Genomic DNA, 24648 nt, shown 5'->3' on the forward strand with positions numbered 1-24648 from the left:
GGTGCCGTGCCCTCCCCTCATCCGGTAAGGAAGCAACGATGCTCGAGCGCATCAAGGCCGCACTGCAGTACTTCAACCAGGCCGTTCCGTTCCGCCTGGTGCCTGCCCTCATCACCACGGCGGTGCTGGTCACCCTGTTGCTGCTGCCCTGCCCGCAGGGCCTGACCGCCGATGGCTGGCGGCTGGTAGCCATCTTCCTGACCACCATCGTGGCGATCATCCTGAAGGTGATGCCGATCGGGGTGATGGCGATGATGGCCATCGTCATCGTTTCGCTTTCGCAGGTCACGTCCAACAGCTCCAAGGGCGCCATCACCGATGCACTGAGCAGCTTTGCCAGCCCGCTGATCTGGTTGATCGTGGTGGCCATCCTCATTTCCCGCGGGCTGAAGAAGACCGGGCTGGGCAACCGCATCGGCCTGATGTTCATTGCGCTGCTGGGCAGGCGCACAGTGGGCATCGGCTATGGGCTCGCGGTCTGCGAGCTTTTGTTGGCGCCGTTCACCCCCAGCAATACCGCGCGTGGCGGCGGCATCGTGCATCCGGTCATGCGCTCGATCGCCACCGCCTTCGATTCCGATCCGGCCAAGGGCACCCAGGGCAAGGTCGGCACCTACCTGGCGCTGGTGAACTACCACGCCAACCCGATCACCTCGGCCATGTTCCTGACCGCCACCGCGCCCAATCCGCTGGTGGTGGATTTCGTGGCCAAGGCCAGCGGCCAGCAGCTGCAGCTGAGCTGGACCACCTGGGCGCTCTGCATGCTGCTGCCCGGCCTGATGTGCCTGCTGCTGATGCCGCTGGTGGTGTATCTGCTCAGCCCGCCGCAGTTGAAGCACACGCCCGACGCGGTCATGTTTGCGCGCAGCGAGCTGGCCGCGATGGGTCCGCTGGCGGCCAAAGAAAAGGTCATGCTGGGCACCTTCGGCCTGCTGTTGCTGCTGTGGGCGAACGTGCCGGCCATGATCTTCGGCCCCGCCTGGACCCTGGACCCGACCGTGGTCGCCTTTGTCGGCCTGTTCGTGCTCATCATCACCGGCACCATCAACTGGGACGATGTGCTTTCCGAAAAGAGCGCCTGGGACACGCTGATCTGGTTCGGCGCGCTGGTGATGCTGGCCGAGCAATTGAACAAGTTGGGCGTGATCGACTGGTTCTCGCAGGGCATGAAGGGCGCCATCGCCAGCAGCGGCATGGGCTGGCAGGCCATCGCCGCGGTGCTGGTGCTGGCCTTCGTGTTCTCGCACTACCTGTTCGCCAGCACCACCGCGCATATCAGCGCCATGCTGCTGGCCTTCCTGGGCGTGGGCGTGCAGCTGATTCCGGCCGAGTACATGGTGCCGTTCCTGCTGATGATGACGGCCGGCTCGGCCATCATGATGACCCTGACCCACTACGCCACCGGCACCTCGCCGATCATCTTCGGCAGCGGCTACGTCACCCTGGGCACGTGGTGGCGGGTGGGCTTTGTGATGTGCGTGCTGGAACTGCTGGTGTTCGCCTTGGTCGGCAGCGCGTGGTGGAAGCTGCTGGGCATGTGGTGATGCCGCGCTAGAGCGGTGGTCTGCTTCACCCGCTGCATGGGGATTTCGGTCTTGGTGTTCTGCACCCCGGCAATGCGGTTCAAGTGCTGGATCTGGAACTGCCGGTAGGCATCCAGATCGGCCACGGCCACCCGCAGCAGGAAATCGCAGTCGCCGGCCATCAGGTGGCACTCCAGCACTTCCGGGAAGGATTTGACGCTGTTGATGAAGTGGTTGGTGGTGTCCTCATCCTGGCCGCGCAGCCACACCCGCACGAACACCGTGAACCCGCGCCCGACCTTGGCCGGGTTCAACAGGGCCACGTAACGGTCGATGTAGCCGCCCTCTTCCAGCAGGCGCACGCGGCGAAGGCAGGCCGAGGGTGAGAGGCCCACCTGCCGCGCCAGTTCCAGGTTCTGCAGGCGCCCATCGTGCTGCAGGGCCTGCAGGATGCGCTTATCCAGGTTGTCCAGGGCGTCAAGCATCGGATTCCATCATTTCGCGGTCTTGACGCATCATATGCGGAATTCCGGCGCATCTGCCGCATCAACGCAACCCGATTCTCCGCCGCGCCCGCTAGCATGGGCCATCCCCACGCACGTACGTTCCATGGACACCCGCACTACCCTGCCCCTGCCCGACCCCGCCTGCCAGACCAGCACCCGCAGCGAATTTCTGCGTGGGCTGCGCGCCGCCGTTCCGGTGATGGTTGGCTTCCTGCCCTTTGCCTTGGTGCTGGGCGCACAGGCCGCACAGAAGGGCCTGAGCGCGCTGGAAGTGCCCTTGATGACCGGCCTGAACTTCGCCGGCGGCTCGGAATTTGCTGCCGTCGAGTTGTGGACCTCGCCGCCGCATATCGCGCTGATCGTGGCCATCACCGCGCTGGTCAACAGCCGCCACCTGCTGATGGGCGCCAGCCTGGCACCCCTGCTGCAGCACCTGCCGCGCCGCCGCGTGCTGCCGGCACTGTTCTTCATGTGCGATGAAAGCTGGGCACTGGGCGTGGCCGACGCGCGCCGGCGCGCCCTCGGGTTCAGCCTGGCCTACTACCTGGGTGTTTCGACCGGGCTGTATACAGTGTGGGTGGTGTGCACCTGCATCGGCGCACTGGTGGGCCCGCTGCTGGGCGACATCCACGCCTACGGTTTCGACATGGCCTTCCCGGCGGTGTTCCTGGTGCTGCTGCGCGGCATGTGGCAGGGCATGCGCGCGGCGCGCCCGTGGCTGGTCAGCCTGGTAGTGGCGGCGGCCACCTATCTGCTGGTGCCGGGTGCCTGGTACGTGGCCACCGGCGCGCTGGCTGGCCTGGCCGCCGCGTGGTGGCTGGCAGGAGACGAGGCATGATCTTCGACGGCCTGCTGCACTGGACCTCGCTGCTGACCATCGTGCTGATGGCTGCGGTGACCTACCTGACCCGCATCGTCGGCTTCCTGGCACTGCGCAACCGCACCCTGAGCAAGCGCGCGGTTACGGTGATGGAAGCGGCGCCGGGCTGCGTGCTGATCTCGGTGATCGCACCGGACTTCGTGGCCAATAATCCGGCCGACCTGGCCGCGCTGGCCATCACCCTGCTGGCGGCAACGCGCTGGTCGATGCTGCCCACGGTGCTGATCGGCGTGGTTTCGGCGGGCGTGCTGCGCTACGTGCTCGGCTGAACCGACCGCCGGGCATGGCCCGGCGCTACCTGCCCACAACGGTAGCGCCGGGCCATGCCCGGCGTCACACGCCCCCCGGCACGACCGACGACGCACTCTTGATCGGACCCGCTGTGGAGGCGTTTGAAACCATTCTGATTGCCCGATCGCGATCCGCAGGTTGAACCTGTCGGTCAACCGAAGCGCAGCATGGCGCGTATCGATGGGCGATCACTATGGCGGAGCCAACAAGACGGCCTCAGTTCAAGACGTTCAAGTCCGGGAGCCACGCGGGGCTGGCGGCCGTCCTTCTGGCCACAAGTGCATGCCATTCCATCGAGCTTCCTTCCCGTGACCTGGTAGGCGCCGAGGGTGGTTATGCCACCGTGCTGCGAGGCCCTGCCTACCGTCTGAAAGTCAGCACAGTGTCTGTACTTCCCGGCCCGGAAAGCCGGGAGCGCCCCAATCGATCCGCCGAGTGCGGGTGGTCCGCCATTGCAACCCAGATTCTCTGGGCAGATGACACGCTTTCAGCCGAGCAGGCCTCACAGCTCTGCGAGGCGGCCGCACGCTCTGCCGGGCTACCGCTGCAGGCCCTTGGGCTTGAATGGACCCCGGTGCGCTATCGCCTCACGATAGTGAGCGACGGAGGTGGCATCTGGCGGCAGTTGCCACACGCGAAGCCGCCGGGACAGACCGTCAGTTTCTGGTTCCCGCACGGCCCGGACACCGATGCGCTGCGCCGGCGCGTGATCGCCACCACCGCGCACGAGTTCCAGCATATCGCCACCGCCCTGGCAGGCCAGGCACGACGCGGCAGGCAACGCGAACCCGATGCCTATCTGGCCGGCGCCTGTGCCCAGCTCTTGATCGAAGGCGCTCTTGCACTTGCCGATCTGCCAGGCGGACACGATCCGCGCGCGGATGCGTTCGTGCCAGAGGCAGCCCGACGCTCCGGGCATGCCGGCAACGAAGCCGGAGCGGCGCTATCGCAGTTATTCGGCGACGCTGGGATTCTGTACATCAAGGGTGCAGGCCGCGACCTTGCGCAGCATTGCCACCAGACGATCGGTTTCCCCTTGCAGCGGTGAACCGTCCGCCGGGCATGGCCCGGCGCTACCGGCCCACAACGGTCGCGCCATCACGCGGCGCTGCTCGATGCCAACAGGCACAGACTGCGCGCCGGCAGCGTCCACTGCCCCTCTTCGTCCATGTCCAGCGGCGCCTCATCGGTCTGCAGCACCACCCGGCGGAACGAAAGCACCTGGTCGGACGGGCGGAACCGCTGCGGCTGGTCACTCGGGTTCAGCAGAAGGGCGAGGCTGACGTGGCGGCCCGGTTCCCGCAGGCCACTGTCAGGGCTGCGGCCATCAAGCACGATCAGCAGGGCGCGCTGTTCCGCATCGTGCCAATCACTTTCGCCCATCGGCTCGCCATCCGGCCGCCGCCACTCGATGTCACGCATGCCCAGGGATGCGTCGTAGTCACCGGTCAGGAAGCGATTGCGCCGCAGCAGGCCGTAGCGTCGCCGCAACGCGAGGACGCGCCGCACGAACGCTGCCTGCGCCTGGGGGCCGGGTTGCGCCGCGCGTTCCCAGTCGATCCAGCTCAGTGGATTGTCCTGGCAGTAGGCATTGTTGTTGCCGCGCTGCGAATGGCCGAACTCATCGCCGGCCAGCAGCATCGGCGTGCCTTGCGCCAGCAGCAGCGTGGCCAGCAGGTTACGCATCTGCCGCGCGCGCAGAGTCAGGATGCCTTCGTCGTCTGTATCGCCTTCCACGCCGTGGTTCCACGACAGGTTGTGCGAATGGCCGTCGCGGTTGTCCTCGCCGTTGGCCTCGTTGTGGCGGTCGTTGTAGCTCACCAGATCATGCAGCGTGTAGCCGTCGTGGGCGGTGACCAGGTTGATGCTGGCCGACGGTCGGCGGCCGTGATGGTCAAACAGATCGGCCGATCCGGTGAAGCGCGCCGCAAACTCCGGCAGCTGCCCGGCATCACCGCGCCACAGCGCACGGGTGGTGTCACGGAAACGGTCGTTCCATTCGGCCCAGCCCGGCGGGAACTGGCCAAGCTGGTAGCCGCCCGGGCCGATATCCCACGGTTCGGCAATCAGTTTTACCTGACTCAGCACCGGGTCCTGGCGCACGGCATCGAGGAAGCTGCCCGAGGGATCAAACCCATGGCGTTCGCGGCCGAGGATGGTGGCCAGGTCGAAACGGAAGCCATCCACGCGCATCTCGGTCACCCAATAGCGCAGCGAATCCATGACCATGCGCAATGCACCGGCATTGGTCAGGTCGAAGGTGTTGCCGGTGCCGGTATCGTTGATGTAGTAGCGACGGTCTTCGGCAAGGCGGTAATAGCTGGCATTGTCTATGCCCTTGAACGACAGCGTGGGCCCCAGCTCGTTGCCTTCGGCGGTGTGGTTGTAGACCACATCCAGAATCACCTCGATGCCCGCGCTGTGCAGGCGCGCCACCATCTGCTTGAATTCGGCAACGGTTTCCAGCGACAGGTAGCGCGGTTGCGGCGCGAAGAAGCCGATGGTGTTGTAGCCCCAGTAATTGCGTAGCCCGCGCTCCAGCAGCTGCTGGTCGTCCACGTAGGCGTGCACGGGCAGCAGCTCGATTGCGGTCACGCCCAGGTACGCCAGGTGGTCCACCACCGCGTCGTGCCGCAACGCCGAGAACGTGCCGCGCTCGGCCGGCGGTACGCCGGGGTGCTGCATGGTCAGGCCACGCACGTGTGCCTCGTAGATCACCGATCGGTCCCAGGCGGTGGCCGGCGCGCGCTCGCCGCCCCAGCTGAAGGCCGGATCAATCACCGCACAGCGCGGCATGTACGGCGCGCTGTCGCGACGGTCGAAACTCATGTCTGCATCGCGGTGGCCCAGCGTATAGCCGAACAGGTGCGGCGCCCACTTGATTTCACCCACGATCTGCTTTGCATACGGGTCCAGCAGCAGCTTGTTGGGGTTGAAGCGATGCCCGTCCGACGGCGCGTACGGTCCATGCACGCGGTAGCCATAGCGCTGGCCCGGCCGCACATCCGGCAGATAGCCATGCCACACCTCGTTGGTATATTCGGGCAGCACGATCCGTTCGACTTCCCGGTTGCGCGCATCGAACAGGCACAGTTCCACCTTGGTGGCATGCCGCGAGTACAGCGAGAAATTCACTCCCAGGCCGTCCCAGGTCGCGCCCAGCGGGAAGGGGCGGCCTTCGCGCACGCGCGAGGTCTGGGTCCATTTACGCGTTGCCATCGTGCTCGTCCTCAGCCGCATGCAGGGCCGCTATTTCTGCTTCAACAAGGCGTTCGGCCATGTGCCAATGCCGCTGCTGCTGGTCATCCGGGCGGCCTTCGGCCTCCCAGATCTGGTGCGCCAACAATTCGATGCGGCGTCGCCGCTCACTGCTGTCCATCTGCCCCACTCTCCTGGCTGATCCACACCGCCACCGGGCTGCCCGCAAACAGCAGCGCGTCGGTGGCGGAACCGTTGAACATCTGCGTGCGACCATCCAGCACGTTGCGCATGCGTCGCTGCGGAACCCCTGGCACCAACTGCTGCGCCGCATCCTGCCAGGCAAGGCCTGGGCCGGCAGGCTGTTCCATTCCTGCCCGCCTGACTGCCACCAGCAACTGCTGCGCCCTGTACTCACGTACGAACACCAGGCGCGCGCACCCCGGTTCGGACAGCCTGCGCAGCGTGCCCTGCAGGAACAGCGGGGCATTGTCGCTGCGCAATCGCAGCAGCGCGGCCAGCAGTCGAAGCTTGGGCGATCCGCTGTACCAGTCCTGCAGCAACGCTGCCCACGATCGATCATCGGCCAGTGCATGTGCGCGCTGCGCGAAATCGACCGCGCGCCGATTGTCCGGGTCGACCAGGCTCAGATCCCAGAACTCGGTGCCCTGGTAGATATCGGGAACACCTGGCAGACACAGCTGCAGGCACAGTTGTGCCAGCCCGTTGCTGGCACCGGCAGGCGCGATGCGTTGAACAAATGCGGCCAGCGCGGCGCGGACATCCTGCAGGCGGCTGTCGGCAAGCAATGACTGCAGCCACGCACAGGCCGCATCTTCCAACGTCAGATCGGGGTCGAGCCAACTGCTGATCCGCTTGCCCTCGCGCAGGGCCTTGCGCAGCCACTGCTGCATGCGCCCTGCGAAATCCGCCTCTGGCCTGCCCTGCATCGGCCACGCCGCGACCAGCGCCTGCCAGAGCGCATAGGCTTCGGCAGCGGGCAGTGGCATGGCCATGCGTGCCGCATCACAGCGCCGTTCCCAGTCCGCCAGCGCTTCCTGCCACGCGGCCACATCGCTGCTCAGCAGCGCCAGGCGCGCCCGGGCATCCGGTCCACGCTTGTGGTCATGCGTGGCCAACGCCAGCATCGCCAGCGGGTGCTGCTGCGCACGTGCCTGTGCCAGCGCAAGCAGCTCGCTGCCATCAACACCGATCCGTTGCGCGTCGCTGCCCACTTCATTGCGCGACAGCAGGCGGAAGTAGCGATAGAAGGCGGTATCCTCCACCGCCTTGGCGTTCAGCGGTGCCGAGAGCTGGCCGAAGCGCACGCGCAGCGCGTCCTCTTCCGGAGCCTGCAAGGCATCCACCAGCAGGCGCAACGCTGTGCGTGCGGCTTCATCCAGCCCTTGGGCAGCCGCTTCACTGGCGCGCTGCAAGGCATCGCGCTCGACTTCGGTCTGCAGATGATACGGCCGATACACCGGGTAGCAGCGCAGCAGCGCGCACACCGCCCTGCGCAGCGTTGCGTCGGTCACATCGGCCTGCCGTGCCGCTGCGCCCAGCACCTGCCGCACGCAGACCCGCAGTCGCTGCAGATCCGCATGCAGGGAGCCGTCCAGCAGCGCGTCGCGGGCCGCCCGTTGCACCTCATCAACCGTACACCGGTCCCCGGCACGGGTCTGCCACTGTGCCGTCAGCGCGTCGGCCCCTGCATCGTCATGCAGCCATGCGCCCACCTGGTCCATGAAGTCGTAGCCGGTGGTGCCATCGCAGCACCACCGGTCTGGCAAGGATTCGCCCTCGGCCAGGATCTTCTCCACGTGCAGGGTGATCTCATGGCCCGCGCGGCCGCCCTCTGCCGCCGCCGCGTCAAGGCAGGCGCGCAACCGCGCCAAGTAGCCGCCCGGGTCGGACAGCCCATCAACGTGGTCGATGCGCAGTCCATCCACCCGGCCCTCGCGAACCAGCCGCAGCGGCAGCGCGTGCACCGTCTCGAACACGTCCTCGCGCTCCACCAGCAGCGCAACCAGCGTCGTGATGTCGAAGAACCGGCGGTAGTTGACCTGGTCACCGGCGGTGCGCCACCACGCCAGATGGTAGTGCTGCCGCTCCAGCAGCGCATGCATGCGCTCGGCAGAACGATTGCAGCGTGCCACCCAGCCATCCCGCGCGCCGCGGTCCAGCGGATAGCTGCGCGGTGACAACGGCAGGCACAGGTCGTGGTGGCGCAGCGCGGGCAGATCGCCGTCGTCGTCCACGCGCAGCATGCCGGAGCCGATGGCCGCGTCAAGCGGCCGATCCAGTACCGGCAGCCACAGCCGCTGCCCGCAGGCTGCGGCATCCCAGTCAATATCGAACCAATGCGCGTAAGGGCTGCGCCGGCCATGCATCAGCACATCCGACCACCAGCCATTCTGGGGCGCGGCCGCCAGGTGGTTGGGCACCCAGTCCAGGATCAGGCCCAGTCCATGCGCGCGGGCGCGGCCAGCAAGGTGCAGGAAGCCTGCTTCACCGCCGAGTTCCGGGCTGATGCGGGTGGGGTCGATGCCATCGTAGCCGTGGCTGGAACCGGGCATGGCCGCCGCAATCGGCGACAGATACAGGTGACTGACGCCCAGCGAAGAGAAATAGCCCACCTTGTCCGCGGCGGCAGCGAAGTCGAAGCCAGCGTGCAACTGCAGGCGGGCGGTGGCGCGCAGCGCGGTCATCGGCCGGCTCCGCCGCGACCGGCACTGATGCGCCCCAGGCGCGATTGCAGTGCAGGCTCATCCCAGCGCAGCGGCAGTCGCCGCCGCCAGTTAGGGTGGACGCCGACGGTGCCGGGCAGGTTGACCTGGGTGCGCAGCCCCAGCGCATCCTCCAGCGGCAGCAGCGCCAACCGTGACGGCGTGGCGGCCAGCCGCTCCAGTGCAGCGTCTTCCACCTCTTCACCGTGCGCGGCCTGCGCAAGCGCCAGCGCATCGGCGCTACGCTGTGCCATCGCAGCGCGTAGATCGTCGATTTCACCCAGCCGCGCCCGCCAGCGCAGATCGCGCCCGCGCAGCCATCCCGCCAGCGGCGGCAGGTCATGGGTTGAAGGCATCGCGACGGCGTCGCGCCGCCAGGCGGCAGGCGCCAGGAAGCCGCTCGCATCGCGCGTAAACGGCAGCACGTCCACGCCCAGCACGCCACGGCTGGCCAGCTGCTGGCGGATGCCGGCAGGCACCACCCCCAGGTCTTCACCGATGACCACGCACTGATGCCGCCACGACTCCAGCACCAGCAGGTTCAACAGATCATCCAACGGAAACTGCAGGTAAACGCCGTCACTGGCCGAGCCGCCGCTGGGCAGCACCCACAGCCGGTGCAGGCCCAAGATATGGTCGATACGCACGCCGCCGCGGCCGGCCATCACCGATCGCAGCAGGTGGATGAAAGGGGCATAGCCCTGCCTGCGCAGGGCCAGCGGCGAGAACCCCGTAATCCCCCAGGCCTGCCCCTGCGTGTTGAAGGGATCCGGCGGCGCACCCAGCTCCAGACCCGAGAGCATGCACTGGGGCTGCGAACGTGCCTCGGCACCCTCGGGCGCGCAGCCGACGGCAAGATCGGCGATCAGCCCGATGCCGGCACCGCCGCTGCGCGCGCGCTGCTGCAACTGCGACCAGCAACGCTGTGCCAGCCATTGCGCGAACGCGTGATCGTCCGCATCGCCACTGCGCGGCTCGGCAGCCAAGGCGCAGTACGCCTGCAACGCAGGCCCGGCCTCGCACCGCCACTGGCCCATCGCGCCCCATAGCTCCGGCTGCAGGCGCTGCAGTTGGGCCCTGGCCGAACGCAGCCAGCGCCACTTCAGGTCGGCTGCGGCGGGCCAATCAATACGCCGCGCCGCGGTAGCGGCCTGCACGGCCTCGGTCAGGGCGGAATCGCTTGCCAGTGCGGCGCGGGCCGCATCGGGAACGCCCTGCAGCAGCGAGGCCTGCAACGGGTCCAGCCAGCGGCGGTCGCTGGGTGAGTAAGGGCTGTAGCCGGCCGTCGGCGGCAGGCCGGCATGCAAAGGGCTCAGTGCCAGTGCGTGCCCGCCGTGCGCGACCAGGCGCTGCAGCCACGGCCCGCACCCGGCACTGTCTCCGATCCCCGCGTCGGCGTGGCTGCGCAGGCTGTATACCTGCGCAGCCAGGCCCCAGGCCCTATCGAGCTGCGCGGGCCACCACGCTTTCTGCGGCGCCACCGCGATGGCGATGGACCTGCGCCCCTGTTCCCAGCGCCAGTAACCCGGCTGTTCCGGCGCGGGCCACGCACCGCGCCGATCCTGCCGCGCGTCGTGCGCCCTTCCCGCTTCATCCACCCAGCCCGCCGTACCGGATACTGACGGCAGCGCCACGGGCTGGCCGCAGATGGCCGTACGCAGCGGTGCGTGCTGGGCGTCTGAATCCGGCTGCAACTGCGCCAGCACCACACGCAGCACTGCGGGCGACACTGTGCAGTGGCGCCCGGATACGTCTTCCCACTCGGGCATCAGTCCGGCCGCACGGGCCGCGCCCTGCAGCGCTGCGTCGCTGCTCATGCCGGCAACCAGCGCAGCTGCAACCCGCCCTTGGGCGCCAGCCATGGGCCGGCAGGAAGCTGCAGCGGCGGCTCGCCCTCGGGAAGGGAATGGGCCACCGCCTCTGCGCCAGCATTGATGGCGATCCACCATTGCCCGGCAGGCAACTGCCAGCCGGCCTGCACGGCGCCCGCACCCAGTACCGTCGCGCCCAGCGAACGCGCCTGTTCCAGGCCCGGCTGCAGGTAGCGCCGGCGCGCCGTGAGCAGCTCGCGCAGCCATGTCAATGCAGCCTGTGCCGCGGGGTCAGCACCGGGCGAGGCAACACAGGACGCCTGCAGCGTTGCCGGATCGTTCGGGTCCGGAATGCGCGCGCGTGACGCGGCATCGGCAAAGGCACTGAACCCGGCAAACTCGCGCCGGCGTCCTTCGCGTACGGCCTCGTCCAGCGGCGCTTCAAAATCGGTGAAGAACAGGAAGGGCGATGTTGCCTGCCACGGCTCGCCCATGAACAGCAACGGCACCATCGGCGTCAGCACAGTCAGCGCCATGGCCATACGCAGCTGCGGCGGCGAAACCAGCGTACTCAGCCGATCACCGAACGCGCGGTTGCCTACTTGGTCATGGTTCTGCGCGAACACCACGAACCGCGACGGTGGCAGGTCTGCGCTGGCTTCGCCACGTGGTACGCCGTGCAGGTCGGGCTCGCCCTGCCAGGCAAAGCCTTCGGCCAGACAGCGCGCCAGCAGCGCCTCCGCACGACCGGCATAGGCTGCGTAGTAGCCTTCGTTCTCGCCGGTCAGCAGCACGTGCAGCGCATTGTGGAAATCGTCATTCCACTGTGCCTGGTAGGCGCCGCGCAGCCAGTGGGCCTGGTTTCGCTCGTTCTCAAGCACCAGGCAGGCATGCGGTACCTGGGCGCGCACCGCATCACTGAGCTGCTGCAGGAAGCTGTCATCGGCGATGGCATGCACGGCATCCAGGCGCAAGCCGTCGAAACGGTACTCCTGCAGCCACATCAGCGCGTTTTCGATGAAGAAGCGCTGGACCTGCGGCTGTGAAAAATCGATGGCCTCACCCCAGGGCGTGCTGTGCCCACTGCGGAAGAATGCCCTGGCGTACTGGGCCAGATGGTTCCCCTGCGGGCCGAAATGGTTGTAGACCACATCCAGCAGCACGGCCATGCCGGTCGCATGTGCGGCATCAACAAAGCCTTTCAACGCGTCGGGTCCACCGTAGGACTGCGCCGGGGCATACGGAAACACACCGTCATAGCCCCAGTTGCGGTTGCCAGGAAACTGGGCCACCGGCATCAACTCGATCGCGGTGATACCGGTCTCGGCCAGCACCGGCAGTTGTGCGATAAGCGCTTCGAAGCCACCTGCAGCGCCCACATGCACTTCGTAGATCACCATGTCCGACCACGCAACCGGGTTGCGTTGCCCGGTCAGCCACACGTGGTGGCCAGGCATGACCACGGCGCTGGGGCCATCGATGCCGTCCGGTTGCCAGCGCGAGGCGGGATCTGGCACTTCACTGCCGTCGGGCAGACGGAACCGGTAGCGGTCGCCATGCCCAGCAGAGGCATGAACCCAATGGGTACCGTCACGTTCCCGGCGCATCGGTATCGCCGCACCCGCCAGCACCAGTTCCACCTGCGCGGCATCCGGCGCCCACAGCCGGAACGTCACCGCACCGTCGTCCACGGGCCACGCGCCCAGGCGCGCGTCTGCGGTCATTGCGCTACCTGCAGGTACAGGGTCGACAGCGGCGGTAGCGTCAGTCGCAATGACTGGGCATGGCCGTGCATGGGCCGGGCATCGGTGCCGACCGCACCCAGGTTGCCTGCGTTGCCGCCCGCGTAATAGTGGCTGTCGGTGTTCAGGCACTCTGACCAGCGGCCCGGCGTGGGCACGCCAACGCGATAACCGTCGCGCTGCACCGGGGTGAAATTGCTGACCACCAGCACCGCAGGCGCCCTGCCTGTGGGGTCCTGCCGCACGAAGGCGAAGACGCTGTTGCCGTTATCGTCGCCCACGCTCCAGGCAAACCCGCGCTCGTCATGCTCGTGCTGATGCAGGACAGACTGCTGCCGCAACTGCGCGTTCAGATCGGCCACCAGGCGCATCAGTCCGCCCCCTTCAGGCGTGCCGGCCTGCTGCCATTCCAGCCCGCGCTGGTGGGCCCACTCCTCCGCCTGGCCGAATTCGCCGCCCATGAAGAGCAGCTTGCTGCCAGGGTGCGCCCACATGAAGGCGTAATACGCGCGCAGCTGGGCAAACTGCTGGCCGCGATCGCCCGGCATCTTGCGCAGCAGCGAGCCCTTGCCGTGCACCACTTCGTCGTGCGACAGCGGCAACACGAAACGTTCGGAAAACGCGTAGACCAGGCCGAAGCTGATCTCGCTGTGGTGATGCGGTCGATGCACCGGATCGCGCCGCAGGTACTGCAGCGTGTCGTGCATCCAGCCCATGTTCCATTTATGGGTGAAGCCCAGGCCGCCGTCGGCTACCGCACGGGTCACGCCCGGCCAGGCCGTGCTTTCCTCGGCAATGACCAGCACGTCCGGGAAGCGCTCACGCAGGGTCTGGTTCATGCGCTGCAGGAACGCAACCGCCTCCAGATTCTCACGCCCCCCCTGCACATTGGGCACCCACTGCCCGTCGGCGCGGCTGTAGTCGCGGTACAGCATAGAAGCCACGGCATCCACGCGCAGCCCATCGATGTGGAAGCGCTCGATCCATTCCACCGCGCTGCCCAGCAGGTAGCCTGCCACTTCGTTGCGCCCGTAGTTGTAGATCAGCGTGTCCCAGTCGGCGTGTTTGCCCTCGCGCGGATCGGCATGCTCGTACAGGGCGGTGCCGTCGAAGCGTGCCAGGCCGTGGTCATCCTCGGGAAAGTGCGCGCCCACCCAGTCCACGATCACACCCAGCCCAGCCTGGTGGCAGCGGTCCACGAAGCGGGCGAAGTCCTCCGGGGTACCGTAGCGCGCCGTTGGCGCATAGATACCCAAGGGCTGGTAGCCCCACGATCCGCCGAACGGATGCTCGCTTACCGGCAGCAGTTCGATATGTGTGAATCCCAGGCCGGTCACGTGGGGGATCAGCCGCTCTGCCAGTCCATCCCAGTCCAGCGCGCTGCCGTCGTCCAGCCGTTGCCACGAGCCGGCGTGCACCTCGTAGATGGACAGCGGCGCTGCAGCGCCCAGCCTACGGCGGCGGTCCAGCCAGGGCTGATCGTTCCAGTGCAGCGGTGCGGCGGCAGGTACGCGCGATGCGGTCGCCGGTGCGCGCTCGGCCCACCGCGCCATCGGATCCAGTTTGTCCGGCAGCAGCTGGCCCTGCGCACCCATGATGCGGAACTTGTAGCAGTCCCCCGGCTTCACCCAGGGCACGAACAGTTCCCACACGCCGGCGCGATGGCGCAGGCGCATGGGGTGGCGGCGTCCATCCCATCCGTTGAAATCACCGATGACCGCCACGCGCCGCGCATTCGGTGCCCACACCGCAAAGCGCACACCGGCAATACCGTGCAGTGTCATCGCCGTCGCGCCGAGCGCGCGCATGGCATCGGCATCGCCTTGGTGGATGCGTTGCAGCAGCTCCTCGTCCAACAACGGACCAAACGCGTACGCGTCATGCACCTGCTCGATACCGTGGGCGAAATGCAGCGCCAGCAGCGGAATCTCCTCGTCGCCGGCCGGCCCCGCGAACAGTCCGGGCAGTCCCACACTGCGGAGGTCCCAGCGTCGGCCGCCCGCTGACACCACCTCAACCCGACGCGCGTCCGGCACCAGTACGCGGATCAGCCGATTGCCATCGGCATCGACATGCGGCCCCAGCCATGCGAACGCGTCTGCAGGCCGGGCCTGGGCCAGATCCTGCAGTTCCGCCGCCACTGCCGCAGCAACATCCACCTGCGGGCCCAGCCCGCATTCCACACCGACCGTGCCGCGCCCGCCGTCGGTCATACCGCTACCCCGCAGGTCTGCTGGTACAGCGCCAGGTACGCGCGGCCGGCGGTTTCCCACCCGCCCGGCCGCAGCATCGCGGCACGCCGCATGGCCTGCATCAGCACTGGCAGCCGGAAGGTACGCATGGCCCGTTCCACGCAGCGGCGAAGCCCATCGGCGCTGGCGCCATGGAACAGAAAGCCGGTCACGCCGTCCTCCACCGTGTCGACCAGACCACCGGTGGCGTGCGCCACCGGCAGGCAGCCAAAGCGCTGGGCATACATCTGGCTGAGCCCGCACGGTTCGAAACGCGATGGCATCAGCAGGAAATCCGCGCCGGCGAACATCTGCCGCGCCAGGCCTTCTTCAAAACCAATGAAGGCGCCCACCCGGCCCGGGTAGCGCTGCGCCAGCGCCTGCACCTGCGCCTCGACCTGCGGCTCGCCACCGCCGATCACCACCAGCTGGCCACCGGCAGCAACGATCTGCGGGGCCACATCACAGGTGATGTCCAGGCCCTTCTGGTGGACCAGGCGCGATACCACGGCAAACAACGGGCCCTGCGATGGCTGCAGACCGAAGGCCTGGCGCACGGCCTGCGCGTTGGCATCGCGCCCCGCACACTGGTCCACGCTGAAGCGCGCTTTCAGATGGATGTCGCGACGCGGGTCCCAACTGGCATCGATGCCATTGACGATGCCGCTGAGGTGACCGCCGGCCGCGCGTCGGGCCAGCAATTCATGCAGGCCGCAACCATCCTCGACCGCCGTGATCTGCTGCGCGTAACGAAGGCTGACCGTGTTCAGCCGTGTTGCATTGGCAATGCCGCCCTGCAGGAAGGACATCTGGCCGTGGAAGTGCAGTTCATCCAGGCGTTCGGCGGGCACCCCCAGAGCGGGCGCCAGCGCGAAGGGAAACAGCCCCTGGTAGGCCAGGTTGTGGATGGTCAGCAGGGTCGGTACGGCGGTGCGATCCCAGCGCACGTAGGCAGCGGCCAGCGCCACCGGCCAGTCATTCAGGTGAAGCAACTGCGGGGTCCAGTCCAGCCCCGCCCTGCCCGCGGCGAGCTCGGCGGCGGCATGCGAAAGCGTGGCAAAGCGCACCGCGTTGTCCGGCCACTCCCTGCCCTGCGCATCCACGTAGGGCGAGCCGTCGCGCTCATACAGGGCGGGCGACAGCAGTACGTAGATAGGCAACCCATCGGCCTGCAGCGCCATGCCGAGGGTGCAGGCGGGAAGCCCGGCGCGGCCGCCAATGCGGCCCACCTCGCGCAGTTGCGGCAGGCGCTGCAGCACTTCGGGATAGCCCGGCAACAGCACCCGCGCATCACAGCCGGCGCGCACTGCGCGTGGCAGGGCCGCAGCTACATCACCCAGGCCACCGGCCTTGATGAAGTCGGCCATCTCGGTGGCCACGAACAGCACCCGCTGCACGAGCGCGGGCAGTTCAATGGGCTGTGAGGGACCGCGGCGCGTGCCGATCGGCACAGCGGCGGGTGCGGGCAGCGCAGTGTCTGCCACGGAGTCGAACGGGGATCCGGCGACGAGATCGAGGGCCATGATGCTTCTCTGAATCAGTCAGGCAGACGCCAGCGGCGCCCTGCTGGGCGCGTGTGCTGGAAAGGAAGTCGTCGCGGAACGTGGGGGACGTGCGCGTAGGCTTTACGCGAATGTGCCCTGTTGCATATCAAACAGCTGTGAAGTGATGGCGATTTATTTGTGACAGGGCTTCATGAGCTCAGTACGCATCGTTCGATGCAGCCCGCCCCGTGCCTGCAGCAGCCATCCGGCCGGCATGCGGGCCGGCCTTGCGGGGCGCAACGCTACCCCCCATTGCGAGGTCACGCGCCAGGCTGCGCCGGCGCGACCAGAACCTGCACCTGCAGCGTGCTGCCATCGTCCAGGTACAGCACCTGCTGCACGGGCACCGAATCCGCGTCTGCCAGCGGCTGCACGGTCGCACGCGGCAGCACCAGCCGGCAGAACGTACCGCCATCCAGCAGCACCGGCTGGTCACCCGCGTGCAGCGACACCGCCAGGCCCCAGCCTTCCACGCCGCCGAAGCGGGTCATGTTCTCCACCGTCTCCCCGCCCAGCAGCACCTGCAGTTCGGCAGGTTCCAGGCACAGGCGCAGCGATTGCTGCTGCAGTTCTACTTTCATGCGGGCACCTGGGCGGGGCTGTACGCAGACATCATGATTCAAGGCCGGAACGATCGTGGGCGTGCATGGTAAACGAGCGATCGTGCTGGAGCGCCACGCACGCGCAGCCGTTCGCCCATGGCAATGCTTGTCGCACTGAATGTGATGTTATAACATTCCGCCTCTTTTTCAGGGGGATGTATGCGTCGTCACGTTCTTGCCGTTGCTGTACTGCTTGCTGTCCATGGCGCCTGCGCCGCCGAAAGCACCACACTGCCCACGCTGGATGTCCGCGCCGATCGCCTTTCCAAGGTTGATTCGGTGGTGGTCGTCGAAAACACCGATGCGCCCAACCGCACCCTGGGCGAGATGCTGGAACACGTGTCGGGCGTGCAAAGCAGCGCGTTCGGGCCCAATGCTGGCGCGCCGGTCATCCGCAGCCTGAGCGGCAGCCGCGTGCAGCTGCTCGAAGACGGCCATTCGATCCTCGGCATGAATGCGATCAGCGGCAACATCAACGTGCCGTTCGACCCGCTGTTCGTCAAGCAGGTAACGGTGAACAAGTCCGCGGACAGCGTGCGCTACGGCGGCAATGCCATCGGCGGCAGCGTGAACGTCGATACCGGGCTCATCTCGCGGCAGATGGAAACCAAGGACCAGGAAATGGAACTGCTGCTTCGCCAGGGCTTCAACGCCGCCGACGCGCAGGGTTTCCGCATGAACTTCAACAACCAGCGTAACGTGTCCACCAACCTGCAGATGTCGGTGCAGCGCATCTCCCACTACGACATTCCCGGCAACAGCAAGGCCAGCGTGTGCGACAGCCAGCTGTTCCCTGCCGCTGGCGGTGTGAACAGCGCACTGGCCGATGCCTGCCAGAAGGAAGCGCGCGTGCAGCGGGTCTACAACAAGGCCTCGCAGCCCTTCATCGACCAGTTCATGACCGAGAACCCGGACTGGGCAGACGGCGATTTCTCCTTCTTCACCAACCAGCCTACCTCCGTTTGGATGGGCAAGACCTACGTCAACCCGGCCAACCCGCAGTACGTGCAGGGCACGCCGTCGTACGTGCAGCAGCAGATCAACCGCGATGTGACACCGAACTACACCGGCACGCTGGGCAACAGCTACTTCCGCAATACCCATCTTGCCGCGGGCTCGACCTACTTCTTCGATCGCGGCTACGTGGCTGCCAGCATCGACAGCAAGGACAGCGAGTACGGCGTACCGGGCTTCTCGATGGAGAACCTGTCCTTCGGTTCGGACTACAGCCAGGGCCGCCCGGTGGGCGTGAAGCTGCAGCAGGACACCTACACGGTGCTGGCCAACGTGCGCGAGCCGCTGCCGCTGCTGGACAGCGCCGAAGTGAATCTATCCAAGCTCAGCAGCACCGCAGGCGAATACCTGGGCGCCAGCAAGGCCAACCAGTACGCCTTTGACACCTACCAGGGCGAGCTTGTGCTGAACCATCGCCGCGCAGGTGCGTTGACCGGCCAGCTGGGGACCGGCTACCAGTCCCGCTCCATCACCGGCAGTGGCCCGCAACGCTACCTGCCCGACGTGGAGACGCAGGCAAAAGCGCTGTTCGTGAAGGAGACCCTGACCCTGCCGTGGGCCACCTTCGATGCTGGATACCGGCACGAGAAGATCGATCACGAAATCCAGGCCAGCCGCTTCCAGAGCGGCCGCAACTCCCCCAACGGCAGCTTGAAAGACCGCGATTTCAATCTGGAAAGCTACAGCGCCGGTGGCTACTTCAAGCTCGGCAAGTGGTTCGCGGCAACCCTGCGCTACGCCGATTCACAGCGCGCCCCGGACGTGAACGAGCTCTACGCCAGCAATGCGCACTACTCCACCATGACCCAGGAGGAAGGGAGCCAGGCGCTGAAACCCGAGCGCGCCAAGACCCAGGAGTTCACGCTGGCCTTCAGCAACGCGGGCTTCGAGGCCACGGCCACCGCGTATGAGATGAAGTACGAGAACTATCTCTACCTGGGTTATTCCGGCCTGCAGACTGCCAACCGCTTGCCGCTGAAATACTGGAAGCAGACTGACACCACGGTGAAGGGCTTTGAGGTGGATGTGTCGCAGGCACTGGAACTGGGGCCTTACGGCAGCCTGCAGCTGTCGGCGTTCTCCGATCTGGTGAAGAACAAGGCCGACCACCCCGATTCACTGCGCGCCCACAACGATGGCCAGTACCTGCCCAACATGCCCACCAACCGCTACGGTGCGAACGTAGCCTGGCAGCGCGGCGGCTGGAAGGCGCACGTGTCCGGCACCTACTACGACACCCAGCAGTACCTGGGCCGTTACGTGAGCGAGGAAATCCCACTGCCTGCCTTCACCCTGGTCGATATGCAGGTCAGCTATGCCTTCCCGATCCGCAATGCGTATGTGTCGGCGCTGGAGGTCTTCGTCAACGGCAGCAACCTGCTGGACGAAGAGGCGCGACCGCACAACTCGCCGCTGAAGTACATCGCCCCCTTGCCGGGGCGCGGCTTCCAGATCGGGCTGAACGTGAAGCTGTAAGGGCGGCAGCAAGGTGTACATACGACCCAGGCCGCACGTGTGGCTGCACGCGGCGGCCGCAGGCTACTTCGTGGCCGTGCTCTGCGCGGCCTGGCTGCCGCAGCTGATGCCGGGCCCCCTGCCCCACACCCCCTGGGCCGCAGGCGGCACCGGGCTGCGTGGCCTGTGCACACCGCTGGTGTGTGCAGGCGTGGTCGCCCAGCTCTGCCGCGGGCTGTCGCTTGGGCAGGCGCCAGTGGCGCCGGTGTTGGCCAGCGCTGGCGCCGCGTTGCTGCTGTGGGCGCAGTTGCCTTCCGATGCCAGCAGCCTGCCACTGGCACGGCTGCTGGCTGCGTCGGCGGGCGTCAGCCTGCTGCTGGTGGCGCAGCACATGCGCTGCGACACCCCGGCAGGGTCTACCGCGCTCAGTTTTCCTGGTAGTCGCGCTCGTCGTACTCACCCGGCACGGTGCAGGTCAGCGTAACCGGGCTGCCTTCGCTCACCATCAGCGAGCCCAGCTTGGTTTCGCGGCCACCGCCGGCATTCAGCTTGGCGGCCTTGCGCACGGCGGCAACGCTGGCGCCCAGTTCGGCGCTATAGCTCTGGCCCATGCCATCGCTATCGTCGATGTAGGCGGTGATTTCCTTCACCGGAACACCGAACAGGGTGAACCCGGCGGCCGGGCTGATCGGCTTCAGGCTGCCGTCTTCTTCGCGCGGCAGCGCCTTCCAGGCGGCACTGTTGGTATCGGGAGCGGCGCGGCATTCCAGCGCGGCCTGCATCGACGGCGCAATGGCCTGCCACTGGGTAGCGTTCAAGGCGTGGGCGGCCGGTGCGGTGGCGGCAACAGCCAGCAGCGGGGCCAGCAGCTTCAGCCGCGTGCGGCGTGCACGCGACAGAGAGGGAGTTACGTTCATTACCTACATTCCATTTGCAGTGGGGTTCCTTGCCGCTGGTGCTGCGGATGCAGGCGCCAACGGCGAAGGAATTCTACGCTTCCACGTGCACTCAGACGTAGGCAAATGCGGCGAGATCGGCGTTCAGGCGATCCCGATGGGTGACCGGGAAACCATGCGAAGCACCCTCGTACACCACCAGGGTGGCATTGGGCAGGATCTCGACGGCGCGACGTGCGGTGGTGTCCAGCGGCACGATGTCATCGCCGCTGCCGTGTACAACCAGCGTCGGCAGCGTGATCGATGCCATTTCTGCGCGGAAGTCAGTGCCCCAGAACTGGTCGACGCAGGCAAGCTGCGCGTGCAGCGCGCCACTCATGCCTTGCTGCCAGAATGCCATCTGCCAGCCCGCGTTATGCGGCACGTCACCCTGTCCCATGGCAAAGAATGCCGTGGGGAAATCCAGGTACAGCTGTGAACGATTATCCAGCACGGCCTGCTTCACCCCATCGGCCACCGCCCTCGGTACGCCCTCGGGGTGGCCGTCGATCGCGCCCATCAGCGGGGTGATGGCACCCAGCAACACCAGCTTGGACACGCGATCGGTCCCGTGCCGGGTGACATAGCGCACCACTTCACCGCCGCCCATCGAGTGCCCCACCAGTACCGCATCGCGCAGGTCCAGCGCCTGCATCACCGCCGCCAGATCATCGGCGAAGGTGTCCATGTCATAGCCGCCCGCCGGCTGGTCCGAGCGCCCATGGCCACGTCGGTCATAGGCCACCACACGGAAACCGGCGTCGGCCAGGAACTGCATCTGCGGGTCCCACGCATCGCTGTTCAACGGCCAGCCGTGCGAGAGCACGATCGGGCGGCCACTGCCGATATCGCGGTAGAAGATCTGGGTACCATCCTGGGCAGCAACGAAATTGGTCATGTCTGATCCTGTATGCGGTTGGGGGAAGAGGTTCAACGATTGAGCGTGTAGTTGGCCGGCACCCAGCGGTACTGGTACGGCGCGCCTTCGGCGACACGGCCGATGCCGGGGAAGGAGATGTGCGCCGCTGCAATCCACCAGCCATTGGCTACCGCCTGCTGGTACAGCGCATCGCGCGAAGCAATGGCCTGGGTGCTCTGCCAGTCGTAGCGGATGGCCACCTGCGGGTCGTCGAACTGCACCGCCGCCACATGCACGGTGTCACCCCAGAACAGCATGGCCTGATCGGCATCGTGCAGCAGGTAGACACTGTGGCCGGGGGTGTGGCCGGGGGCTGGCAAGGCACGCAGCCCCGGCACCAGGTCCTGGCCTGCCGGTTCGAAGGTCTGCACACGGCCGGCCGCTCGATACGGCGCCAGCACTCTCTGCGCGGCGGCGAAGAACGGGCGCTGCAACGGGCCCACCTGGTCCTGGTTGCGGCTGTTGGTCCAGAAATCGAACTCGCGCTTGGCCACATGCACCGTGGCATTGGGGAACACTGCCTTGCCATCGCGCAGCAGGCCGCCGGCATGGTCCTTGTGCAGATGGGTGATGAAGATGTCATCCACATCGGCAGGCTGATGTCCCGATGCCTGCAGTGCCGCGACCAGACCGCCGCCCTCGGCGCCATACAGATCGCCGGCGCCGGTATCGACCAGCATCACCCGGTCGCCCTGCTCGATCAGGAAGGCGTTGATCATGCCTTCCACCGGTGCCTTCAGGTACTGCTGGGCCAGCAGCCGATCCACTTCACCGGGACGCGCGCCCAGCAGCAACTGGTCCACGGGGAACAGATGCGTGCCATCCAGCAGCGCGGTCACCTGGAACGTGCCCAGCTGCATGCGGTAGAAGCCCGGTGCCTGCTGCGGCTGCTGCACGGCCGCCGCAGCGGGTTCGGCCGCCATTCCAGCCATCGGCAGCGCCGAGGCAGCGGCCAGCAACAGTGCGGCCGCGAGTGTGTGTGTCTTGTGCATCATTGCATTCCTGCGTGTGTTGAACGAAAAGGCCGATGCGCTCGGGGATATATGGCGGTGTACTGCACCGTGTGCAGCCGTGTTTTCAGTAGCGCTGTCCATCAGCCCCTCCAGTCCTGCAGGAACTCCATCAGCAGGCCGTTCACCACCTCCGGGCGCTCTTCATGCGGCAGATGGCCGCAGCGTTCGATGGCAACCGCACGCAGGTTCTCGGCCATTTCCGCCCAGACCTGCGGCATGTCGAACATGCGCCCCACCGCCTCGAACTCCGCACCCCACAGGGCCAGCGTCGGGCAGGCAATGCGCACGTGCGCGTCTTCCAGGTCCTGCTGTACATCCACTGCGTTGGCGCGGTAGTCCGACATCGCCCCACGCACCGCGCCCGGCGCACTATAGGCACGCACATAGGTGTCGAAGGCTTCGCCGCTGATCGCGGCCGGATCGTAAGCCCAGTCAGAGAAGAACCAGCGCAGCCACGTCGCTTCGTTGCCGGCAATCAGCGCTTCGGGCAGGTCCGGCACCAGGTGGAACAGGAAGAACCAGTACGCCTTGGCGATGGTGGCGTTCAGTTCACGTGCCACGATGCGGGTGGGCACGTTGTCCATCACCACCAGGCGGTCCACGCGCTGCGGGTGATCCTTGGCCAGGCGCGTGGCCACGCGCGCGCCACGGTCGTGCCCGACCAGCGCCACCTTGTCGATGCCCAGCGTGTCCAGCAGAGCCACGATGTCCTGCGCCATGGTGCGCTTGTCGTAGCCGGTAGCCGGCTTCTCGGTTTCACCGTAGCCGCGCAGATCGGGCGCAATCACCCGGTGGTTGGCCGCAAGCACCGGAATCTGGTGACGCCAGGCGTAGTTGGTTTCCGGAAAACCGTGCAGCAGTACCACCGGGGCGCCATTGCCGGCGTCGATGAAGTTCTGGCGGATGCCATTGGCACGCACGGTGTGGCTGACGAACGGGTTCATCAGAGTGTCCTTTCAACGTGGGGGAAGATGAGAGAGGTGTTCAGCGCGCTGCGGCGCGGGTGCCGAGCTGCAGTGCGGTGGCCAGCGCTGCCAGGCCAATCGACAACACCACCACGCCACGCCAGCCATCCAGCGACCAGGCCCAGCTGGCGGCCGCGGCACCGGCGGCACCGCCCAGGAACATCGAGCCCATGAACAGTGTGTTGAGGCGCGAACGGGCTTCCGGCCGCAGTGCGTAGACCACGTGCTGCTGCGAAACCAGCACGCCCTGCACCGCCAGATCCAGCAGTACGCAGCCCACGACCAGGCCGATGATGGACGGCCACAGGCCCAGCAGCAGCCACGACAGCAGGGTGAGCGCGCTGCCGGCGATGATGGCCAGGTGCGGGCCACGGCGGTCGGCGATGCGGCCGGCCAGCGGTGCGGCCAGGATGCCCACTGCACCGACGATGCCGAACAGCCCGGCCACCTGTGCGCCGTAGAGGGCGTTCATCTGCGGCAGGCGCAGCGACAAGATGGTCCAGAACGCGGCGAACGCAGCGAACAGCAAGGCCTGGGTGATGGCGGCGCGGCGCAGCACCGGCAGTTCACGCCACAGGCCCACCAGCGAACGCATCAGCGCCGGATAGCTTGCGCCCTGCGTGGGCTGGCTGACCGGCAGCAGCGTGCGTGCAAGCACCGCCGCACCCAGCGCCAGCGGCACGCCCAGCCAGAACATGGCGCGCCAGCCGGCGTGGTCGCCCACGGCGCCGGACAGGGTGCGACTGAGCAGGATGCCGCACAGCACGCCGGACATGACGATGCCGATGGTGGCACCGCGGCGCTCGGGCGCAGCCAGTGCGGCGGCTAGCGGCACGATCTGCTGGGCCACGGTGGCGGTCACCCCCACCAGCAGCGAGGCGGCCAGCAGCAGGGCGCCGCTGGGCGCCAGCGCGGTGAACGCCAGGGCCACGGCCAGCAGGCTGAACTGCACCACGATCAGGCGGCGGCGCTCCACGCGATCGCCCAGCGGCACCAGCGCGAACAGGCCCAGCGCGTAGCCAAGCTGGGTGGCGGTGGGCACCAGGCCGGTCAGCGTGCCCGGCAGCTCGCGCTGCATCAGGCCCAGCATGGGCTGGTTGTAATAGATGTTGGCCACGGCCAGGCCCGCACACAGGGCCATCACCAGGGTGAGGGCCGGGGTGAGGGCCGGTAGCGCGGCGGGTTGTGCCGGTGACGTTGCAGTGCTCATGGTTCGGGCTCGGTTCGCACCCGGAGTGGGCGTGGCGAAACTATGAGCGCGTATCGATTCATGCAGTAGACTGCCAATCGGTT

At 67.1% G+C, this 24648-nt stretch carries 19 protein-coding genes and 1 pseudogene; 6 read left to right on the forward strand and 14 right to left on the reverse strand.

The genetic code is table 11. The annotated features are described in order from the left end of the window. Positions 1–38 precede the first annotated feature (38 nt). On the forward strand, positions 39–1544 hold the full coding sequence (locus IAE58_RS03045) for a DASS family sodium-coupled anion symporter (RefSeq protein ID WP_199932360.1): 1506 nt from the start codon (positions 39–41) through the stop codon (positions 1542–1544). 14 nt (positions 1545–1558) lie between these two features. Here the strand turns inward: IAE58_RS03045 and IAE58_RS03050 are convergent. Beyond that, positions 1559–2008, reverse strand: a pseudogene (locus IAE58_RS03050) (Lrp/AsnC family transcriptional regulator); the annotation flags it as partial. Positions 2009–2132: 124 nt separating this feature from the next. Here IAE58_RS03050 and IAE58_RS03055 point away from each other — a divergent pair. The 3 genes from IAE58_RS03055 (at position 2133) to IAE58_RS03065 (ending at position 4248) form a co-directional block, all read left to right on the forward strand. After that, the gene (locus tag IAE58_RS03055) at positions 2133–2867 is read left to right on the forward strand and encodes an AzlC family ABC transporter permease (RefSeq protein WP_199932361.1); all 735 of its coding nucleotides are present in this window, start codon (positions 2133–2135) and stop codon (positions 2865–2867) included. Further along, complete coding sequence (locus IAE58_RS03060; protein WP_199932362.1) at positions 2864–3178, forward strand: AzlD family protein; 315 nt, start codon at positions 2864–2866, stop codon at positions 3176–3178. The genes IAE58_RS03055 and IAE58_RS03060 overlap by 4 nt, the downstream gene beginning before the upstream one ends. A 404-nt stretch (positions 3179–3582) precedes the next feature. Further along, positions 3583–4248, forward strand: coding sequence for a hypothetical protein (locus IAE58_RS03065; protein WP_199932363.1), 666 nt, complete (start codon positions 3583–3585; stop codon positions 4246–4248). A 50-nt stretch (positions 4249–4298) separates the two neighbouring features. Here the strand turns inward: IAE58_RS03065 and glgX are convergent, their stop codons facing one another. From glgX to IAE58_RS03105, 8 genes are all read right to left on the reverse strand, one after another. Next, on the reverse strand, positions 4299–6419 hold the full coding sequence (glgX, locus tag IAE58_RS03070) for a glycogen debranching protein GlgX (protein ID WP_199932364.1): 2121 nt from the start codon (positions 6417–6419) through the stop codon (positions 4299–4301). Continuing rightward, positions 6406–6579, reverse strand: a complete 174-nt coding sequence (locus IAE58_RS03075; RefSeq protein ID WP_108749770.1) for a DUF2934 domain-containing protein — start codon at positions 6577–6579, stop codon at positions 6406–6408. The genes glgX and IAE58_RS03075 overlap by 14 nt, the downstream gene beginning before the upstream one ends. Next, complete coding sequence (gene treY / locus IAE58_RS03080) at positions 6566–9106, reverse strand: malto-oligosyltrehalose synthase (RefSeq protein ID WP_199932365.1); 2541 nt, start codon at positions 9104–9106, stop codon at positions 6566–6568. Before treY ends, IAE58_RS03075 begins: the two co-directional genes overlap by 14 nt. Continuing rightward, positions 9103–10941: a 4-alpha-glucanotransferase gene (locus IAE58_RS03085; RefSeq protein WP_199932366.1), complete on the reverse strand. Its 1839-nt coding sequence runs from the start codon at positions 10939–10941 to the stop codon at positions 9103–9105. The genes treY and IAE58_RS03085 overlap by 4 nt, the downstream gene beginning before the upstream one ends. Further along, positions 10938–12659: a malto-oligosyltrehalose trehalohydrolase gene (gene treZ / locus IAE58_RS03090; RefSeq protein WP_199932367.1), complete on the reverse strand. Its 1722-nt coding sequence runs from the start codon at positions 12657–12659 to the stop codon at positions 10938–10940. Before treZ ends, IAE58_RS03085 begins: the two co-directional genes overlap by 4 nt. Beyond that, positions 12656–14890, reverse strand: coding sequence for a 1,4-alpha-glucan branching protein GlgB (gene glgB / locus IAE58_RS03095; RefSeq protein WP_199932368.1), 2235 nt, complete (start codon positions 14888–14890; stop codon positions 12656–12658). Before glgB ends, treZ begins: the two co-directional genes overlap by 4 nt. Further along, positions 14887–16446 (reverse strand): glycogen synthase GlgA, encoded by a 1560-nt coding sequence (gene glgA / locus IAE58_RS03100; RefSeq protein ID WP_325166826.1) that lies wholly within the window; start codon positions 16444–16446, stop codon positions 14887–14889. The genes glgB and glgA overlap by 4 nt, the downstream gene beginning before the upstream one ends. 266 nt (positions 16447–16712) lie before the next feature. After that, the gene (locus tag IAE58_RS03105) at positions 16713–17033 is read right to left on the reverse strand and encodes a hypothetical protein (RefSeq protein WP_233614515.1); all 321 of its coding nucleotides are present in this window, start codon (positions 17031–17033) and stop codon (positions 16713–16715) included. A gap of 180 nt (positions 17034–17213) precedes the next feature. Here IAE58_RS03105 and IAE58_RS03110 point away from each other — a divergent pair, with 180 nt between their 5' ends. Then, the gene (locus IAE58_RS03110; protein WP_199932370.1) at positions 17214–19544 is read left to right on the forward strand and encodes a TonB-dependent receptor; all 2331 of its coding nucleotides are present in this window, start codon (positions 17214–17216) and stop codon (positions 19542–19544) included. 37 nt (positions 19545–19581) lie between these two features. Then, positions 19582–20007: a hypothetical protein gene (locus tag IAE58_RS03115; RefSeq protein ID WP_199932371.1), complete on the forward strand. Its 426-nt coding sequence runs from the start codon at positions 19582–19584 to the stop codon at positions 20005–20007. Here the strand turns inward: IAE58_RS03115 and IAE58_RS03120 are convergent. From IAE58_RS03120 to IAE58_RS03140, 5 genes are all read right to left on the reverse strand, one after another. After that, complete coding sequence (locus tag IAE58_RS03120; RefSeq protein WP_199932372.1) at positions 19949–20440, reverse strand: hypothetical protein; 492 nt, start codon at positions 20438–20440, stop codon at positions 19949–19951. The genes IAE58_RS03115 and IAE58_RS03120 overlap by 59 nt on opposite strands. Before the next feature lie 91 nt (positions 20441–20531). Beyond that, entirely contained in the window at positions 20532–21356 is an 825-nt protein-coding gene (locus IAE58_RS03125; RefSeq protein ID WP_199932373.1) for an alpha/beta hydrolase, read from the reverse strand. 32 nt (positions 21357–21388) lie between these two features. Further along, entirely contained in the window at positions 21389–22369 is a 981-nt protein-coding gene (locus IAE58_RS03130; RefSeq protein ID WP_199932374.1) for an MBL fold metallo-hydrolase, read from the reverse strand. Positions 22370–22470: 101 nt separating this feature from the next. Beyond that, positions 22471–23334, reverse strand: coding sequence for an alpha/beta hydrolase (locus tag IAE58_RS03135; protein WP_199932375.1), 864 nt, complete (start codon positions 23332–23334; stop codon positions 22471–22473). Between the two features lie 40 nt (positions 23335–23374). Beyond that, complete coding sequence (locus IAE58_RS03140; protein ID WP_233614517.1) at positions 23375–24565, reverse strand: MFS transporter; 1191 nt, start codon at positions 24563–24565, stop codon at positions 23375–23377. Between the last annotated feature and the right edge of the window lie 83 nt (positions 24566–24648).

Origin of the sequence: Stenotrophomonas sp. S49, from assembly GCF_016624905.1 — a bacterium.
In the GTDB taxonomy this organism is placed as follows: domain Bacteria; phylum Pseudomonadota; class Gammaproteobacteria; order Xanthomonadales; family Xanthomonadaceae; genus Stenotrophomonas.

What these genes read in the sequence shown, in the direction of transcription:
- IAE58_RS03075 (WP_108749770.1), bottom strand. Translation starts at nt 6,579, where the DNA reads ATGGACAGCAGTGAGCGGCGACGCCGCATCGAATTGTTGGCGCACCAG.
- treY (WP_199932365.1), bottom strand. Translation starts at nt 9,106, where the DNA reads ATGACCGCGCTGCGCGCCACCGCCCGCCTGCAGTTGCACGCTGGCTTC.
- IAE58_RS03135 (WP_199932375.1), bottom strand. Translation starts at nt 23,334, where the DNA reads ATGAACCCGTTCGTCAGCCACACCGTGCGTGCCAATGGCATCCGCCAG.
- IAE58_RS03125 (WP_199932373.1), bottom strand. Translation starts at nt 21,356, where the DNA reads ATGACCAATTTCGTTGCTGCCCAGGATGGTACCCAGATCTTCTACCGC.
- treZ (WP_199932367.1), bottom strand. Translation starts at nt 12,659, where the DNA reads ATGACCGCAGACGCGCGCCTGGGCGCGTGGCCCGTGGACGACGGTGCG.
- IAE58_RS03085 (WP_199932366.1), bottom strand. Translation starts at nt 10,941, where the DNA reads ATGAGCAGCGACGCAGCGCTGCAGGGCGCGGCCCGTGCGGCCGGACTG.
- glgB (WP_199932368.1), bottom strand. Translation starts at nt 14,890, where the DNA reads ATGACCGACGGCGGGCGCGGCACGGTCGGTGTGGAATGCGGGCTGGGC.
- IAE58_RS03140 (WP_233614517.1), bottom strand. Translation starts at nt 24,565, where the DNA reads ATGAGCACTGCAACGTCACCGGCACAACCCGCCGCGCTACCGGCCCTC.
- IAE58_RS03110 (WP_199932370.1), top strand. Translation starts at nt 17,214, where the DNA reads ATGCGTCGTCACGTTCTTGCCGTTGCTGTACTGCTTGCTGTCCATGGC.
- IAE58_RS03060 (WP_199932362.1), top strand. Translation starts at nt 2,864, where the DNA reads ATGATCTTCGACGGCCTGCTGCACTGGACCTCGCTGCTGACCATCGTG.
- IAE58_RS03045 (WP_199932360.1), top strand. Translation starts at nt 39, where the DNA reads ATGCTCGAGCGCATCAAGGCCGCACTGCAGTACTTCAACCAGGCCGTT.
- IAE58_RS03130 (WP_199932374.1), bottom strand. Translation starts at nt 22,369, where the DNA reads ATGCACAAGACACACACACTCGCGGCCGCACTGTTGCTGGCCGCTGCC.
- IAE58_RS03120 (WP_199932372.1), bottom strand. Translation starts at nt 20,440, where the DNA reads ATGAACGTAACTCCCTCTCTGTCGCGTGCACGCCGCACGCGGCTGAAG.
- glgX (WP_199932364.1), bottom strand. Translation starts at nt 6,419, where the DNA reads ATGGCAACGCGTAAATGGACCCAGACCTCGCGCGTGCGCGAAGGCCGC.
- IAE58_RS03105 (WP_233614515.1), bottom strand. Translation starts at nt 17,033, where the DNA reads ATGAAAGTAGAACTGCAGCAGCAATCGCTGCGCCTGTGCCTGGAACCT.
- IAE58_RS03055 (WP_199932361.1), top strand. Translation starts at nt 2,133, where the DNA reads ATGGACACCCGCACTACCCTGCCCCTGCCCGACCCCGCCTGCCAGACC.